The organism is Paenibacillus sp. FSL H3-0457, from assembly GCF_037981725.1.
Classification (GTDB): Bacteria; Bacillota; Bacilli; order Paenibacillales; family Paenibacillaceae; genus Paenibacillus; species Paenibacillus amylolyticus.
Map to the genome: position 1 here is coordinate 4,641,688 of NZ_CP150283.1, position 13,558 is coordinate 4,655,245.

Sequence of the window (13,558 nt, forward strand, 5' to 3'; positions counted from 1 at the left end):
TATTATCAACAAAAACCACCTACACATATTATTGGAGGTAGCCATATTATTATATAAAAAAACAACTCCTCTTGAGATATAATTCTCAAAAGAAGTTGCCTTTAATTTTACATATAGGACGAGTGGGGATCGAACCCACGACCCTTACCCTGTCAAGATAATGCTCTCCCGCTGAGCTATCGCCCTGTAATAATTAAGATGTATCCATTACGGTCATACTACTAAACTTAGCTGAGCTAACAGATCATGATATATAATTGTTTCCCAATCAAGTAACAGTATCATATCAAGTAACCGTGTTCATTGTCAATGATTTATTTGGTTATAATTCACCCGAAATGGTGCACAATAAAGGAAAGATTACCATTTCTACAACGAGGTGAATTCCCTATGAGAAACTTAACAAAACGGTCAAAATCCAATAAACATACATTTACCAAATGCTTCTTTCTCTTTGCTGGGCTTATGATTCTCATTACAATCGTTACTGGTTGCAGCTTGGAGAAGGATGAACATACGGTACAATTCCAACAATTACAACAGCCCAATGAAAATGGTGAATCTCTGCCGGTCTGGCTGGACGTATACTCCAAATCTGTAATTCAAGATGTATATTCTCCGCGAGGAAGCAGTGAAGTCTTGCCGTGAAGGTTAACAGATGAATTACTCGTCTTCATCCCACTTGCGTGAGTATGCTTTCTTCGTAACATAATACAACAGAGTAATCATTCCCGCCGACATTAGCAATGTAATTACCATGATGCCTGTCATGCCCATCACTACCCCCTCCTCTCCCAATATGTTCCAGACTTCACTATACAGGAAAAACATTTTTTTGTATAATTCAGTCTGATATGTCGCGCAAGAGCAGAAAGAAGGAATGGAATTGGCAGCTGAGATTAGTTATGTATCGACAGAAGAACAACTGGAGCAAGCCTTGGGAATTCGCCATCACGTTTTTGTGATCGAGCAACAGGTGCCTGCCGAGATTGAGATTGATCAATATGATGTCATCAGTCCGGATGTGCATCATGTATTGTTAAGTACGGATGGCCAAGCTGTAGCCACAGGACGTCTGATCTATTACAGCAAGGATACGGCCAAAATGCAGCGAATCGCAGTGCTTGAATCTCATCGTTCATTTGGTTATGGACGTGTGCTTCTGCTCGCGATGGAGGAGCTGGCACGTGAACTCGGCTTATCCTATTCTGTACTGGATGCGCAGTGTCAGGCACAGAAATTCTATGAAAAACTGGGTTATGAAGTGATTTCGGAAGAACCTTTTTATGATGCAGATATTCTGCATGTTCGTATGAGAAAGAGCTTGTAAAACCTCGACGTTGGCAGGTCTTATCAGCATATGGTGCATACTTCCGATGAATTCGGATAGGCTAATCAGGTAAGCAGATTCCTATCTCGTCATATAAGGAGAGTGTGACATCATGGATCAAACGACACGCGAGAGTTTCACAGCCGTACAGAAAAATGGTGACGGTGACCTGACAGCATTTCAGACTTCAGCAGGACGTGTACTGGATTATCACCAGGCACTTGCAGAAGTAAAGGCTGGCGCTATTGCCGGTGTGAATGTATTTAAAGGCAAGGATGGCGAAATGTACATTCGCGGCGATGCCGACGGTGACCCAACCAATAACCTGGACCAACTTCCCCATTTCTAAAATAGATGCACATGTCATATGTGTGACACAGTAAGCGCCGATCCGGATATCCGGGTTGGCGTTTTCTTATTATGATTAGTAGTCCGTAAAATATTTTACGGAATCACCGGAAGGTTGGCTTTTGCGAATCGGCTGTTGTACCTGTTCCCATGCCTGCAAAATCTGTATCCCTTCAAGAGTAGACCGGTTCTCCCACGCGATGTGCCCGGTGCGTTCAAGCTCCAGCAAAGACTCATAAATGTAAGCTCTGCTTCGTCCCGTCTTGTTCTCCAGTTCATCCATACGCGGCAGCCTGCGCCGTTGTCCTGCATAGTTCACCATAATACGCAAAATCTTGCGTTCAAAGTCGTTCAGCATACTTTACCTCCCCATTCAGATCGGTAACAGGACGCCATGCCAGAATACCTTGCTCCAGAAATGTTCGGGGCGAACCTTCTTTTCCCGCTGAAGCTCTAATCATCCCGCCACGTACACTGTTAATTCGAATCTGTCGCTGCGTAATCTGCCCTGCACGATCCATGTAGACAAGCTCCACCATCTGGCCAATATATTTCCCTAGCATAATCATCCCTCCGATAAGAACGTTTGTTTGTATTTCATATTATATGCGAACATAAGTTCTTTATTCAATAGTAAAAAAAGGATTTTGTAAAATAAAAAAAACCAGACTGCCTTAATGATTAAGGCAGTCTGGTTCAACCCATAGTATAGCTAATATGAAAACATGGCTTGTAATGACCAAGTCCAGCGGATCAGTGTCGATCCGATTCGGAAAATTGTACTTTCTTTAATTGCTGTGTAGATGGATTAAAATCAACATTTACATAGACTGCGAATTGTTTGCCGTCTTTCGCACGAACCCATAGCTTGAACTGTTCCCGTGATTGATCTGCTGTTAGAGAGGTGCGACCGATATGCTTATAGTCCAAAATATCCACATTATACTTGGTCTGTGTTTCTTTGACCGCAATAATTCCCCACTTCGCATAATCAGGGATAGCGGCACCTGTTCCTGATGTAATTCCGGCTAAACTCAGAACTACCGACATGACGGTAACGATAAGCATTCTCATTTCACTCACTCCTTGGGACAATATGTTTCTGTTATATTGCCCGTCCGGGTTTCATTTTACACGAATAAACGAAAGATCCAGGCCAATGGCCGTAGGGAAAAAGGAACCACATGAACAAGCCGGTCAAACGAATCAGGAGGCTCCGTCCGAAAACTCATTCCCCAGTCACCCGAGAAAAAGTGTTGTTGTGTCTTCGGCTCCTCAGGACGATCCAACCCGTATTTCTTTTCAAGTAACTGCCGTGTTTCTTCATCCACCTGAACCTCATTCGTAACGACATATGCTGTGGCAGGCTCGCTGCTTATGTACATTTGGATCATTAGAAACATCACAATCCCAACTATTTGTATCCAACGCTTGTTCATCTCTTACTCCTTTATGGATTCATGACTCTCTTCTCTTGTACGTGAAGACTCGTTTGAATGTTTGATTATACATAAATTTGACCGTATTGGAAATAACAAATGGGAGAAGAGTTGGGGCATGCGTTATGCGATGCTTAAGTCCCATTTGGTTGATTTTTTGTTTAAAAAACCCAATAGACGTGTAATAGGCCATGACAGAGTGACTTCACGATCTGAAACTCTACACGATCTGCAATACCAATAAGAGGAGGTTACACCCGAATGTTCAAACGCTTGGATGAAATCCTGATTGAGATTCCCAATGTCGAGAAGCCAGATCCGAATGCTGCGGCAGCTATACAAGAATTACTCGGCGGCAAATTCGGAGAAATGTCAACGTTGAACAACTACCTCTATCAATCATTTAATTTTCGATCCAAAGAAAAGCTGAAGCCCTTCTATGACCTCGTCATGAGCATTACGGCCGAAGAATTGGGTCATGTTGAACTCGTGTCTCATGGCATTAACAAATGCCTCCGAGGTTCAACCGAGTACAAAGAACCCGACGATACACCGCTAGGTTCCGTGAAAGATGCTCGTCTGTCGTATCACTACCTGGCAGGTGCACAAGGCGCAATGCCTTTTGACTCTATGGGTAATCCATGGACGGGAGCAAACGTCTTCAACAGTGGTAACCTGGTCGAGGATCTGCTACATAACTTCTTCCTAGAATGTGGCGCTCGTACCCATAAAATGAAAGTATATGAGATGACGGATCACCCGGCAGCCCGGGAAGTGGTTGGTTTCCTGCTGGTACGTGGCGGCGTGCATGTTGTCGCATATGCAAAAGCACTTGAGATTGCAACTGGCGTAAATGTGACCAAGCTGGTTCCTATTCCTTCACTGAACAACAAAGCCTTCAACGAGGCTCGCAAATATGAAGAAAAAGGGGTACACACCAAACTGTACACCTATAGTGATAAAGATTTCAACACGATCGGCCAGATCTGGAAAGGAACCCACCCCGAAGATGGACAACCTCTTGAAGTCATCCAAGGGATACCTGAAGGATTCCCGATTCCAGAAGCTCCTGCGGTCGAGGAAGAATTTGCACCGGGCATCTCACAAGAAGACTTTAAGGAAATTGCACGTCGTCTGAAAATGGCAGGGAATATTGCGGATTAAGGAACAATTTGTTTAACAATTTCTTTCCCTATATATTGTTAACTCTATGTTTATGTGAAGCCCTCGAACCCTGCTGCTGAATGCAGAGAGGATTTGAGGGCTTTGTTACAATCAATTTTTGATACCATTTTATGATGCAAAATAAGTATTTTGTATGCCGTCATTTTCTGAGAATTTAGCTGTAAAAGTAAACCGGATCTCTGCTCACATCGTTAAACTTAGTTAAACTCCAACACCGATTCCTCCCGCTGACTCATGACTTCAATTAGCATGTTGGCACCCAGACGAAAACCTTGTGCAAACGCTGCTTCCGTATGCATGCCCTCACATCTGCCACACAAGTCAAATAACTGTTCAAGCTCACGGAATTCTTCCTCGCTCAATCGATTCTTCCACTGCTCTGTCAGAGCTGCAATCTGCCGTCCTAACGCTTGGTATTCAGGATGTGTCGGCATCATCATCTCATCCGGTCGAAGTCGTCCATTATATAATGCTTCTAATATCGAATTCATGTGCATCCTCCTGTATATCAATTCGCACCTCACTTGAATGAACGTTCTGCACATGGTAGGATATTTATGCAGTCGCTCATTTAAGTGATTGCGGGATAGGAAGCAGCGTGTTCTTCGTGGGACTCAAGCTGCTTCCTTTTTTATTTTTGGAGCTCGTCGTAAATCTTCTCAATCCCTTTGCGAACGATGTCTGATCGATTCGTATTCAGCTTCTCAGCCGAAATATCGAGCTTGTTCATAATTTCCTCGTCGACACGTATATCAATCGTTCTGCTTTTGGGTTTGTCAGATTTAGGCCGCCCCATCTTTTTGGCGGACATTTGCTTCACCTCTTTTTTTGTCCTGACAACAATATATTATTGTCAGGACAAAAAATCAATTTAATTATAAAACATACGTTCGTTTTTGTGACAGCAGATTCATAGATAAATCTATAGTCAGTAATCAGTTTCAATAATAAAACAACCTTGAAAGGTTAGGCGCTCAAGGTCGTTAGAGTACTATTTCACTCTTCCATTGGCTTTCCATATCTCACCAAGACATGCCAGAGTAATTTCAACTCTTGTAGAACTTCTTTGTAGGTTCCTCTATCGCTCCAATGACTTGGGTTTTGTTTCAATTCCATAGCTGCAGAACCAATGATATTTGCATCAATCAAATCACTTTTTGCAATTCTCTTGGCTAGTGATGGCATCGAAGGACCTCGAAAATCCATAGGAACGTCATCAACCAATAGTGTAAAGCCCATGTGCCAATGGAGATCAATGGAATACTTTAAACATATCTGCTCTAAGATTCTTCCTGTATGGGTGCCTTTAAATGATGGGTCGGCAACAAGCATCTCTACATCCTTTTCAAGGGAAATGTCACCATGAACCTGAGCTTCGATATAATGATCCAGATTTCGGTTTGGCTCTTGGTTTGATGGATTTTGGAATGGTTTCTCAAGATTGACGTGCATATGGTCAATTAACTTTTGAACCGTTAGATTTCTTTCACCAATGGCAAAATTACTATAGAATACATCCCTCATGAGAGTAGCCAAAACAAGGTCAAATTCCTCATACGTTCCCTTTTCCTCGGGGTCTTGGTGAGAATCCAAATATGTATACGTGCAACGTTGAGAGACCTCAGTGGATAAAAGGAAGTAACATGATCCAAAACGCGGAGCAGGTCCATCGGGATGTAACATAACATTGAGTGCCCCATACTTGGGCCGTTCGCTATCGGTTGAGCCATTTATTTGGTACGCTCCGCCAAACATTTTATTCTCCCAAACGTCACGTTCACCGCCTGAAAATGCGGAGACACTTCCATTTGATAAGAAAGTCTCAAACTGACTTTTATAAACTCCCTGCTCAAGTAGTGCTTCAGCAACGCTTTTCATGGTCGGATCTAATCGATCTGGATGAAAGTGTAACGCGATACTTTCATGAGCTTTTAGTTTGGTGATAGCTTTTTCAAATGTCTTCAGCTCGATGTTGGACATACGAAGGATTTCTCTAATGGTTTGCTCCGCCTCATTTTTGCGGCTTCTTGCATAATTGGTTACATGCTCTAGAGCTAATTGCTGAGACCTTGATAGTTCCATGGGCAGAGGAGTCCTTTCCCTTACTATAAAATCATAATGGCGGTTTCCTTGTTTATCATATAGATTGTAGCCTAATTATAGTTTTGGATCTTCAATCTATTTTTCTAGGGATTAGTTCATTCTCAGAGAAATTCCACCAATTGGATTCCTCATAATAAATTGTTTTTGCCCAAAACTCAGGGGACTCATGAAAAATCAGGTCTTCTTCTGATAAAAAATCATTGCCTTCCCAAAAAGAATTAATCCTGAGAAAAGCTTCCTTCTCTGAAATATCAAATAATTCAATTAATAGTTGAACAATGTGCAAACAATATATTTCCGAACTCAAAAAGGTAGGGAAAAGAAGTTGGTATTTTAGCATTTTTATCACTCCATCTTCAATATTTCAGTCTTTCTTAGAATGCTAATTCCAAGTCTCTATGTATCCAACCTTCATCTTTTCCAAAAGCTCCAAGATAACCTCATCCAACTCCTCAAGTACCTCACTCGGTGTAGGAGATTCCAGTATCCTTACCAAATCCGTCTGTAGCATACTTAGATGAGATATAGGTAATCGATCAATTAATCCGACCAAAATGAAATATTCCCACTGTGGATCTTGGGTTTGCAATACATCTTTAATATGAGGAATTAAGTCTTCGCCTAGTCTCAATAGTATATCCTCTACCGGCTTAGAGATAGGCCAATTCCCGTCTTGCAACCACTCCATAAGCTCTGGGATGATAACTTTTAATTCGACATCACTGAACTTACTTAACTTACGCACCGCTTCATAATCAAACTTATCGCGGGGAAGGCACTCCCTAATATCCATTTAAACTTCCTTCCTCATCTCAATGCGCAAAATCATAAACTCCCTGTGTTAGTCGACTGTCGCTACATCGTCTACTCTGATCTCAATCTCATCTTGATTCTTCGTCGTTGACATCGCATCTCTCATGCGAATAGTCCACGTTCCTGCATCCTGATAATAGTGTACATCTTCAATCACAGGAACACGTAATTTTTCTCCATCTGGTGAGTATAGCCCACCCCGAATTGCGTCCTCCTCACTTAGATGAGCACCATCTGGAGTATTTGGACAAGATACCGCTATCGTTTCTGCTCTAGCCTCCCCACAGGATAGGGTTGATTTTCCGGGCCTCCATCCGTCCAGACTTCAACATAGGAGCCGATCTGCGGATCAGGCGCATTGGAGAACCATTTTGCCGGATAATACCGACTTCCTCCTCCGTTCGCATTGAAATCCTCATATGCGGGATCAACCACAAGAATGGAATTGTCTTTACGATCAACCACATAACCAGTGAATCCATCTTCACTTGGTGCATTCGCTTGAGTCTGCACAGAGTTGCACTCGATCTGTTCTGAACATCCGGTAAGGCATACGATTAGGGTTGAGAGCAACATAAAGACTTGACGATAGGACATATGTAAATCTCCCTTTAATGACACCTCTTTTCTAAATTTAACGTTCCATATCAGTTTATTGTTACAAATACAGCTGTCAGCTCACCCTTAACTTTCTGACGGGCTCAACACGATCAACCCAAATATTCACTTCTTCATATCCCTTTTGTACACATACCTTCCCCATACCACCAACGCCGCACACAACAAGATCACACAATAAGCCCATACAAAAAACATGGCAAGCCCCAACCCGATGTTGGCATCCAGGCGCTTATCAAAGATCTCTGTGTATAGCGAAAAACCGAGTGGCACGGCGCCAACAACGAAAAGTCCAATGGACCATCCACCCCAGCGTTGGAAACCGGACCCCGCACGACTTCTGGAAATTTTGCGAATCCCTTGAGTCAGTAGCCACCAAATCAGAATAAATAATAGACAGGTTATAAGAATTTTCAGCATATCGTTCAACTGCATATCGTGTACCTCCTATATCTTGCAAGATGATGAACATATCTTACACGTTAAGTGTTCTCTTTACTATATTACCCGTTTCCACATCCATGATCACAGGCAGATATGAGCACAGTACCCCTGACCCACTGATTATGAAAAAGAAAAAAACGCCAACGTCCTGACTCCTTCCAAGTCAAGAACGATGGCGTTACTTCTCGTATTTACATTGTTATATCCACATAGGATAGGATAGGTTACGCACCAAACTGCGCATAGTGAAGGCGGCTGTATACCCCACCTGCTGCGAGTAATTCTTCATGACGTCCCTGCTCCGTAATGCCTTGTTCAGCAACGACAATAATGCGGTCTGCATTTTTGATCGTAGCCAATCGGTGGGCAATAACCAGTGTGGTCCGGCCCTCGGACAGCTCAGCAAGGGATTGCTGAATCGCCGCTTCCGTTTCTGTATCCAGAGCAGATGTTGCTTCGTCCAGGATCAGAATTGGCGGGTTTTTCAGGAACATACGGGCAATCGATAAGCGCTGTTTCTGTCCACCGGACAGCTTCACACCGCGTTCACCAATTAACGTATCCAATCCTTCCGGCATCGATTGAATTAAAGGCTCCATCTGGGCCCGTCTAGCGGCCATCCAGATTTCTTCTTCGGATGCATCCAGCTTGCCGTAGGCAATATTCTCCCGAATGCTTCCATCGAAGAGGAACACGTCCTGTTGTACAATTCCGATATGACTACGCAAGGAGTCTAGTGTCATATCCTGTATCTCCTGCCCATCGATCGTGATGCGACCTTCCAACACATCATAGAACCGCGGCAGCAGACTGCATAGCGTTGTTTTACCTGCCCCCGATGGACCGACAAGCGCTACAGTTTCACCTGCACGTACGTTTAGATCAATACCTTTGAGAACAGGTTCCTGATCGGAATAACCAAAGGTCACTTGCTCATAACGGATATCTCCACGCAAATGGGATACCGTAACGGCTCCTGGACGATCTTCCACATCCGGTTCCATATCGAGCAGCTCCGTATAACGTTTGAAGCCTGCAATCCCTTTTGGATACGTCTCAATAACCGAGTTGATCTTCTGGATCGGTGTCAGGAACACATTGGACAACATAATAAATGCAATGAACTGACCGTAGGTCATACTGCCTTGAATGACAAACCACGTTCCGCATACCAGGACAAAGAGGGATACCAGCTTCATCAGCATATAACTGACAGAGGAGTTCCAGGCCATGATTTTGTATGCGATTAGTTTGGTCTGACGGAAACGACCGTTGTTCACAGCGAATTGTGCTTTTTCATGCTCTTCATTGGCAAAAGCCTGAACAACACGAATACCTGTAATATTGTTCTCAACACGAGCATTGAAGTCCGCAATATCACCAAACATTCGGCTGAATGCCTTGGACATTTTGCTACCAAAGTAGAGTGACAGATAAATAATCAGCGGTACGATGATAAAGGTTAACACCGCCAGATTCCCGTTAATGCTCATCATGATGCTGAATGCACCAATTAGCGTCATGACCGCGATAAATACATCCTCCGGACCATGATGGGCAATCTCACCGATATCCATCAGATCGTTAGTCATACGGGACACGAGGTGTCCTGTTTTTGTATTATCGAAGAAACGGAACGATAACTTCTGCACATGATTGAACAGACTTTTACGCATATCCGTCTCGATGTTAATACCGAGCTTGTGTCCCCAATAGGTAACCACGAAGTTGAGAAATGAATTCAATAAGTAGATGCCGAGCAATGCCAGACACGCCCATAGAATCCAGTCCCAGCGGCCGCCTGGCAGCAGATCATCGACTACCCGGTTGACTGCCAGTGGAAAAGCCAGCTCCAGCAGGGCGACTAAAATCGCACAACTGAAGTCAAGAATAAAGAGCTTTTTGTAAGGCCTATAATAGGCAAAGAAACGGCGAAGCATGGACTGAAGTCCTCCTTATGCAACCACACAATGGTGATTACGTTTTATTTCGTCTTGCTTAAGAGGTACAGGAAGTATGGCGCACCAATAATGGCAACCAGGATCCCCGCAGGAATCTCCGAAGGCTGCAGGATGACACGACCCAGCGTATCTGCAACCAGTACAAGCAATGAACCGATCAGTGCAGATGCGGGTAACAGGAATTGATGTTTTGGACCCACCAGACGACGTGCCAAATGCGGTCCGATTAGACCAACAAAACCGATCCCCCCACTCACAGATACACATGAGCCGGCAAGTCCTACAGCAGCCGCAAGCAAAATCAGTCGCTCACGCTCAACCGGAGTCCCGAGTCCACTTGCAGTCTGGTCACCCAGATTCAACACGTTCAGTACACGCGCCTTATACAGGACAAGCGGTACAAGAATGATCAGAAACGGTAGCAATGCCGTTACAAATTTCCAGTTCGAACCCCAGATGCTGCCTGCCATCCAGGTAGCTACAAATTGATACTTTTCCGGACTAAGCCGTAACGTAAGCACGATCATGGCAGAACTGATTCCCGCCGCTACCCCGATCCCCGTAAGTAACATACGAGTAGGCATAATGCCCTCTCCTTTTTTGTAAGAGAGAACGTAGATCAGAAATGCAGCAAAACCCGAACCGATCAGGGCCAGAATTGGCAAAAGAAATACCGGCGCTGCTGTCGTTGTCGGGAAAAAGGAAACAAATAACATGACGACCAGACCAGCACCTGCATTAATCCCCAGGATCCCCGGATCTGCCAACGCATTCCGAGATACTCCCTGCAAAATACAACCAGATAACGCAAGTCCGGCCCCGACCAGCACCGAAATCACAATACGTGGCAGACGGAATTCAAACAGGATCAATTCCTGTTTCGCCGTGCCTCCACCAAACAGGGTTCGCAACACCTCAAGCGGCGAAAGCTTGGTAAAACCTGTGTTCATGCTCACCACAAAAGCCGTAATAATTAATAGGGCAAGCACAATGAGGACAATCGTACTCTTGGTTCTCTTCTTGCGCTCTGCTCCAACTATTGTTGAGGATTCCATCGTTACAGAGTCCTCCTTTCTTTACGCGCCAGATACAGGAAGAATGGTACCCCGATGAGGGCAACCAAAGCGCCAATTGGCGTCTCGTACGGCGGGTTAATCATACGTGCAGCCAGATCCGCAAATACAAGCAACAGACTGCCCATCACAGCGGAACATGGAATAATCCAGCGATAATCGACCCCAACCAGCTTCCGCGTGAGATGGGGAATAATGAGTCCGACAAAACCGACCGCACCCACCACGGACACAGCTGTACCCGCGAGAATCAGTACAACAATCAGGCCTATGAGCTTGATCAGCCCAGTACGTTGCCCCAAGCCCACCGCAATATCTTCTCCGAGACTAAGCAGAGTAATGGAACGGGAGATGAGAAGACCTGCAATCAGTGCCGCGAGTACCCAGGGGAACATGACCTCAAGTTGAGACCACTTCGTTCCGGCTACACCACCAGCTGTCCAGAAAGCCAAATCTTGTCCAATCCTGAAATACAATGCAATCCCTTCACTGAGTGCCGACAACATCGCTGATACAGCCGCACCTGCAAGAACAAGGCGTAGTGGCGTAAGACCCGATTTGGAAGCTGCACCAAAACCATACACCAACAGGACACCAAGCCCTGCTCCAAGGAAGGAATACATGATGATATACATAAATGGCAAGCCAGGGAAGAAGGCAAAACAAACTGCAAGTGCAAATCCAGCTCCTGCATTTAACCCAAGCAGACCTGAATCGGCCAGCGGGTTACGAGTCATGCCCTGCATGATCGCACCAGCTACAGCGAAACATGCACCTACCATTGCTCCTCCAAGGATACGTGGTAATCGAATCTCCCATATGATCTGATGTGGAGTCAACTCAGGATTGAAATCAAAGATAGCCTTCCAGACTACACTAAGCTTAATATCAGCAGCGCCAAAAGAAATGGACAACGCCATACCCAGAGCGAGTAGCAAAACTCCCCCTGTAAGAATAAGTGTGGCCGCCCACGGACGAGTGTGTATCTTCGCTGTGGGTGAATCCGGATTATGTTTTTCTGGTGAAGCTTGTGAACTCATACGCGCCCACCCTCGTTATGAGTGGAGCTGCTCAAACCTATGTACATAACAATCACCTCTCTATAAATACCGAACTTTAATGATATTGATTCTCATTCCCATAGACCATTGTAAGTGAATCCACCGGCTCTGGCAATGGACAAATAGGACATGTTTATTGCATATATGAATATTTGCACACAATTTCACACGCAAAAAGGCTGCGCAAGAGCCAAAAAGCTCGAACACAGCCTTATCATTGCATATGTAGAACATGTAAAATACAGACTCGTTTAACGGGCATGTACCGTAAGTAAGGATGCCAGGACATCCGGAACATCGGTAATAATCCCTTGCACACCCATATCAATCATGGCCTGCATCTCGGCAGGATCATTCACCGTAAATGGATAGGTAACAACGCCATGTGCCAGTGCAGCAGCAACATCTTCTTGTGTGACTGCCAGCTTGTAGGGATGAAGGCCGGTAGCTTCGAGTTTGGCGGCATAATCATAGGGACGATATAACTTTTCCATATATAGAAGTGCTGTACGAATCTCCGGGGCAAGACGTTTACATCTCACGAGCGAAGCATGATTGAAGCTCGACAGCACAACCTGTTGCTCCAGATTCCAATCCCGGATCGCCTGTATGACCTTCTCTTCCATCCCTTTATAACTCACAATACCATTTTTCAATTCCAGATTAAGCAGTGTTCCTTTCCCCTGTACCAGCTTGAATAATTCCTCCAGAGAAGGAATACGTTCCCCAGTAAAATCAGCATGGAACCAGGACCCCGCATCCCGTGTGCGCAATTGATCGTAAGTCGTATCCTTAACCCAGCCTTCTGCGCCGCCAGTTCGGCTTAACGTCTCATCATGAATCAGTACCAGTCTGCCATCACTCGTCATCTGCACATCGGTCTCAATGCCTGTCGCTCCAAGCTCCAGACTCCGTTCAAAAGCGCTCATCGTATTCTCCGGGCATACGGCAGATGCACCACGGTGGGCAATAATCTCCATGTTCCTCATTCCAGCGCCTCCTGTGTTCAAGCTTCACTCTATGATCATCACTATAAACACGGTTTGTTAGACCTGTATTAACAGAACGTATAATCGGTTGCCTGCTTCGCTAATACTAGCGACCGGGCCCAACATCTAACGGGCTGGGGATTCACTCATTTTTGCGAACTCAATCTGAAAATCGACATAACATAGTATGAACG

At 44.7% G+C, this 13,558-nt stretch carries 19 protein-coding genes and 1 tRNA gene; 4 read left to right on the forward strand and 16 right to left on the reverse strand.

Annotated features, from left to right (window positions below):
- Nucleotides 1-114 precede the first annotated feature (114 nt).
- Nucleotides 115-186 (reverse strand) — tRNA-Val (locus tag MHH25_RS20565).
- Between the two features lie 204 nt (nucleotides 187-390).
- Between MHH25_RS20565 and MHH25_RS20570 the strand changes: the two genes are divergently transcribed.
- From MHH25_RS20570 to MHH25_RS20580, 3 genes are all read left to right on the forward strand, one after another.
- Entirely contained in the window at nucleotides 391-648 is a 258-nt protein-coding gene (locus tag MHH25_RS20570; RefSeq protein ID WP_076318894.1) for a hypothetical protein, read from the forward strand.
- 238 nt (nucleotides 649-886) lie between these two features.
- Complete coding sequence (locus MHH25_RS20575; protein WP_036614958.1) at nucleotides 887-1,330, forward strand: GNAT family N-acetyltransferase; 444 nt, start codon at nucleotides 887-889, stop codon at nucleotides 1,328-1,330.
- Nucleotides 1,331-1,442: 112 nt separating this feature from the next.
- Nucleotides 1,443-1,679, forward strand: a complete 237-nt coding sequence (locus tag MHH25_RS20580) for a DUF3892 domain-containing protein (protein WP_076318893.1) — start codon at nucleotides 1,443-1,445, stop codon at nucleotides 1,677-1,679.
- Between the two features lie 75 nt (nucleotides 1,680-1,754).
- Here the strand turns inward: MHH25_RS20580 and MHH25_RS20585 are convergent, their stop codons facing one another.
- The 4 genes from MHH25_RS20585 to MHH25_RS20600 form a co-directional block, all read right to left on the reverse strand.
- The gene (locus tag MHH25_RS20585; RefSeq protein ID WP_076318892.1) at nucleotides 1,755-2,036 is read right to left on the reverse strand and encodes a hypothetical protein; all 282 of its coding nucleotides are present in this window, start codon (nucleotides 2,034-2,036) and stop codon (nucleotides 1,755-1,757) included.
- The gene (locus MHH25_RS20590; RefSeq protein ID WP_017687387.1) at nucleotides 2,020-2,241 is read right to left on the reverse strand and encodes a hypothetical protein; all 222 of its coding nucleotides are present in this window, start codon (nucleotides 2,239-2,241) and stop codon (nucleotides 2,020-2,022) included. Before MHH25_RS20590 ends, MHH25_RS20585 begins: the two co-directional genes overlap by 17 nt.
- Before the next feature lie 190 nt (nucleotides 2,242-2,431).
- A complete protein-coding gene (locus tag MHH25_RS20595; protein ID WP_036614744.1) occupies nucleotides 2,432-2,752 on the reverse strand; it encodes a DUF3889 domain-containing protein in 321 nt (106 codons plus the stop codon).
- Between the two features lie 56 nt (nucleotides 2,753-2,808).
- The gene (locus MHH25_RS20600; RefSeq protein WP_036614747.1) at nucleotides 2,809-3,117 is read right to left on the reverse strand and encodes a hypothetical protein; all 309 of its coding nucleotides are present in this window, start codon (nucleotides 3,115-3,117) and stop codon (nucleotides 2,809-2,811) included.
- Between the two features lie 261 nt (nucleotides 3,118-3,378).
- Between MHH25_RS20600 and MHH25_RS20605 the strand changes: the two genes are divergently transcribed.
- Complete coding sequence (locus MHH25_RS20605) at nucleotides 3,379-4,281, forward strand: manganese catalase family protein (RefSeq protein WP_036614750.1); 903 nt, start codon at nucleotides 3,379-3,381, stop codon at nucleotides 4,279-4,281.
- 218 nt (nucleotides 4,282-4,499) lie between these two features.
- Here MHH25_RS20605 and MHH25_RS20610 read toward each other — a convergent pair whose 3' ends face one another.
- The 11 genes from MHH25_RS20610 to MHH25_RS20660 form a co-directional block, all read right to left on the reverse strand.
- Nucleotides 4,500-4,793 (reverse strand): DUF6809 family protein, encoded by a 294-nt coding sequence (locus MHH25_RS20610; RefSeq protein WP_074095811.1) that lies wholly within the window; start codon nucleotides 4,791-4,793, stop codon nucleotides 4,500-4,502.
- A 140-nt stretch (nucleotides 4,794-4,933) separates the two neighbouring features.
- On the reverse strand, nucleotides 4,934-5,113 hold the full coding sequence (locus MHH25_RS20615) for a ribbon-helix-helix domain-containing protein (protein WP_047843716.1): 180 nt from the start codon (nucleotides 5,111-5,113) through the stop codon (nucleotides 4,934-4,936).
- A gap of 185 nt (nucleotides 5,114-5,298) precedes the next feature.
- Entirely contained in the window at nucleotides 5,299-6,384 is a 1,086-nt protein-coding gene (locus MHH25_RS20620) for a DUF3626 domain-containing protein (protein WP_076318891.1), read from the reverse strand.
- Between the two features lie 91 nt (nucleotides 6,385-6,475).
- Nucleotides 6,476-6,745 carry a hypothetical protein gene (locus MHH25_RS20625; protein WP_076318890.1) on the reverse strand — a complete coding sequence of 90 codons (270 nt, stop codon included), beginning with the start codon at nucleotides 6,743-6,745 and terminating at the stop codon, nucleotides 6,476-6,478.
- 42 nt (nucleotides 6,746-6,787) lie between these two features.
- Entirely contained in the window at nucleotides 6,788-7,198 is a 411-nt protein-coding gene (locus MHH25_RS20630) for a DUF5071 domain-containing protein (protein ID WP_076318889.1), read from the reverse strand.
- Between the two features lie 278 nt (nucleotides 7,199-7,476).
- Nucleotides 7,477-7,815 carry a DUF3221 domain-containing protein gene (locus tag MHH25_RS20635; protein ID WP_083669814.1) on the reverse strand — a complete coding sequence of 113 codons (339 nt, stop codon included), beginning with the start codon at nucleotides 7,813-7,815 and terminating at the stop codon, nucleotides 7,477-7,479.
- 126 nt (nucleotides 7,816-7,941) lie between these two features.
- Nucleotides 7,942-8,271: a hypothetical protein gene (locus MHH25_RS20640; RefSeq protein WP_076318888.1), complete on the reverse strand. Its 330-nt coding sequence runs from the start codon at nucleotides 8,269-8,271 to the stop codon at nucleotides 7,942-7,944.
- A 233-nt stretch (nucleotides 8,272-8,504) separates the two neighbouring features.
- The gene (locus MHH25_RS20645; protein WP_076250814.1) at nucleotides 8,505-10,220 is read right to left on the reverse strand and encodes an ABC transporter ATP-binding protein; all 1,716 of its coding nucleotides are present in this window, start codon (nucleotides 10,218-10,220) and stop codon (nucleotides 8,505-8,507) included.
- Nucleotides 10,221-10,264: 44 nt separating this feature from the next.
- Nucleotides 10,265-11,296, reverse strand: a complete 1,032-nt coding sequence (locus MHH25_RS20650; protein ID WP_036674863.1) for an iron ABC transporter permease — start codon at nucleotides 11,294-11,296, stop codon at nucleotides 10,265-10,267.
- Nucleotides 11,297-11,298: 2 nt separating this feature from the next.
- Nucleotides 11,299-12,354: an iron ABC transporter permease gene (locus tag MHH25_RS20655; RefSeq protein WP_036614761.1), complete on the reverse strand. Its 1,056-nt coding sequence runs from the start codon at nucleotides 12,352-12,354 to the stop codon at nucleotides 11,299-11,301.
- A 272-nt stretch (nucleotides 12,355-12,626) separates the two neighbouring features.
- The gene (locus MHH25_RS20660; RefSeq protein WP_076250811.1) at nucleotides 12,627-13,364 is read right to left on the reverse strand and encodes a glycerophosphodiester phosphodiesterase; all 738 of its coding nucleotides are present in this window, start codon (nucleotides 13,362-13,364) and stop codon (nucleotides 12,627-12,629) included.
- Nucleotides 13,365-13,558: the final 194 nt, after the last annotated feature.

Excerpts from the sequence above, each read along its gene's own strand:
- MHH25_RS20615 (WP_047843716.1), bottom strand. The coding sequence starts at position 5,113 with ATGTCCGCCAAAAAGATGGGGCGGCCTAAATCTGACAAACCCAAAAGC.
- MHH25_RS20625 (WP_076318890.1), bottom strand. The coding sequence starts at position 6,745 with ATGCTAAAATACCAACTTCTTTTCCCTACCTTTTTGAGTTCGGAAATA.
- MHH25_RS20605 (WP_036614750.1), top strand. The coding sequence starts at position 3,379 with ATGTTCAAACGCTTGGATGAAATCCTGATTGAGATTCCCAATGTCGAG.
- MHH25_RS20650 (WP_036674863.1), bottom strand. The coding sequence starts at position 11,296 with ATGGAATCCTCAACAATAGTTGGAGCAGAGCGCAAGAAGAGAACCAAG.
- MHH25_RS20620 (WP_076318891.1), bottom strand. The coding sequence starts at position 6,384 with ATGGAACTATCAAGGTCTCAGCAATTAGCTCTAGAGCATGTAACCAAT.
- MHH25_RS20645 (WP_076250814.1), bottom strand. The coding sequence starts at position 10,220 with ATGCTTCGCCGTTTCTTTGCCTATTATAGGCCTTACAAAAAGCTCTTT.
- MHH25_RS20635 (WP_083669814.1), bottom strand. The coding sequence starts at position 7,815 with ATGTCCTATCGTCAAGTCTTTATGTTGCTCTCAACCCTAATCGTATGC.
- MHH25_RS20610 (WP_074095811.1), bottom strand. The coding sequence starts at position 4,793 with ATGAATTCGATATTAGAAGCATTATATAATGGACGACTTCGACCGGAT.
- MHH25_RS20595 (WP_036614744.1), bottom strand. The coding sequence starts at position 2,752 with ATGAGAATGCTTATCGTTACCGTCATGTCGGTAGTTCTGAGTTTAGCC.
- MHH25_RS20630 (WP_076318889.1), bottom strand. The coding sequence starts at position 7,198 with ATGGATATTAGGGAGTGCCTTCCCCGCGATAAGTTTGATTATGAAGCG.
- MHH25_RS20585 (WP_076318892.1), bottom strand. The coding sequence starts at position 2,036 with ATGCTGAACGACTTTGAACGCAAGATTTTGCGTATTATGGTGAACTAT.
- MHH25_RS20580 (WP_076318893.1), top strand. The coding sequence starts at position 1,443 with ATGGATCAAACGACACGCGAGAGTTTCACAGCCGTACAGAAAAATGGT.
- MHH25_RS20600 (WP_036614747.1), bottom strand. The coding sequence starts at position 3,117 with ATGAACAAGCGTTGGATACAAATAGTTGGGATTGTGATGTTTCTAATG.
- MHH25_RS20655 (WP_036614761.1), bottom strand. The coding sequence starts at position 12,354 with ATGAGTTCACAAGCTTCACCAGAAAAACATAATCCGGATTCACCCACA.
- MHH25_RS20590 (WP_017687387.1), bottom strand. The coding sequence starts at position 2,241 with ATGCTAGGGAAATATATTGGCCAGATGGTGGAGCTTGTCTACATGGAT.
- MHH25_RS20570 (WP_076318894.1), top strand. The coding sequence starts at position 391 with ATGAGAAACTTAACAAAACGGTCAAAATCCAATAAACATACATTTACC.
- MHH25_RS20660 (WP_076250811.1), bottom strand. The coding sequence starts at position 13,364 with ATGAGGAACATGGAGATTATTGCCCACCGTGGTGCATCTGCCGTATGC.
- MHH25_RS20640 (WP_076318888.1), bottom strand. The coding sequence starts at position 8,271 with ATGCAGTTGAACGATATGCTGAAAATTCTTATAACCTGTCTATTATTT.